The organism is Streptacidiphilus jeojiense (genome assembly GCF_000719095.1).
Taxonomy (GTDB): Bacteria; Actinomycetota; Actinomycetes; order Streptomycetales; family Streptomycetaceae; genus Streptacidiphilus; species Streptacidiphilus jeojiensis.
In genome coordinates, this window is the sequence record NZ_JOEH01000089.1 from 1 (window position 1) to 1119 (window position 1119).

The 1119-nt window shown below is 71.5% G+C and carries 2 pseudogenes; both read left to right on the forward strand.

Annotated features, from left to right (window positions below):
• The first annotated feature begins 24 nt into the window (after window positions 1-24).
• Window positions 25-755, forward strand: a pseudogene (locus tag IF29_RS44580) (glucose-6-phosphate dehydrogenase assembly protein OpcA).
• Window positions 748-1119 (forward strand): annotated as a pseudogene (locus IF29_RS0141150) (glucose-6-phosphate isomerase); the annotation flags it as partial. The pseudogenes IF29_RS44580 and IF29_RS0141150, both read left to right, overlap by 8 nt.

Consider the following 1119-nt stretch of genomic DNA (forward strand, 5'->3'; position numbering starts at 1 on the left):
AGACGGTAGGAGCTGGCGCCGGCCATGAAAATCGACCTCACGGACACCACCTCCAGCAAAATCAACTCCGGACTCGTCGAAGCCCGCAGAGCCATCGGCGGCCTGCCGGCCGGAAGCGTGCTCACCCTGATCGTGGTCGCTGACGAGGAGGGTGCCTACGACGCGGTGCAGACCGCGGCCTGGGCGACCCGCCAGCACTCGTCGCGGATCCTGGTGGTGATCAGGCGGACCGACCGCGGTCCCAGGTCGGCCGGAACCCGGCTGGACGCCGAGATCCGGGTCGGCTCGGACGCCGGCACCGGCGAGACCGTCCTGCTCCGCCTGCACGGCGAACTCGCCTCCCAGGCCCAGTCGGCACCCCCTGGCGCTCCGTCCTGGCAGCGGCCCTGGACCAGGTCGGCCACTCCGCCGTCGTCTCGGCGGCGGTCGGCGCGCCAGCGGACGACCCCAGCGCCGAACTGCTGACGCGCTGGCTCGCCGGCCGGTTGGAGGTCCGGGTGGAGCGGATCGCGGCCGAGGGTGCCTGCATCTCCTCGGTGGAACTGGTCACCGCCGACGGGGCGATCCGTCTGGGCCGTCCGCAGAACGGGACCGCCACCCTGGCCATCACCGGACTGCCGGACCGTCAGGTCCGGCTGGGGGAGCGGGAGGACAGCGAACTGCTGGCCGAGGAACTGCGGCGGTTGGACCGCGACGACTCCTACGCCGACGCGCTGGTCGTCGGCGGGGACCAGGAGAGGAGCAGCCATGTCTGACATCGCACCGCTGGATCGGTCTCCGGAGTGGGCGGAGTTGGGAAAGCACCGGGCCGAGTTGGGTGAGGTGCACCTGCGGGAGCTGTTCGCCGCGGACGCCGGGCGTGGTGAGCGGTACAGCCTGCGGGTGGGGGATCTGTACCTGGACTACTCCAAGCATCTGGTGACCGATGAGACCCTGTCGCTGCTGCGGCAGTTGGCGGCGGCGCGCGGGGTGTTCGAGCTGCGGGACGCGATGTTCCGCGGCGAGAAGATCAACATCACTGAGGACCGGGCGGTGCTGCACACCGCGCTGCGGGCCCCGCGGGACGCGGTGGTCGAGGTCGACGGGGTGAACGTGGTGCCCGGTGTGCACGCGGTGCTG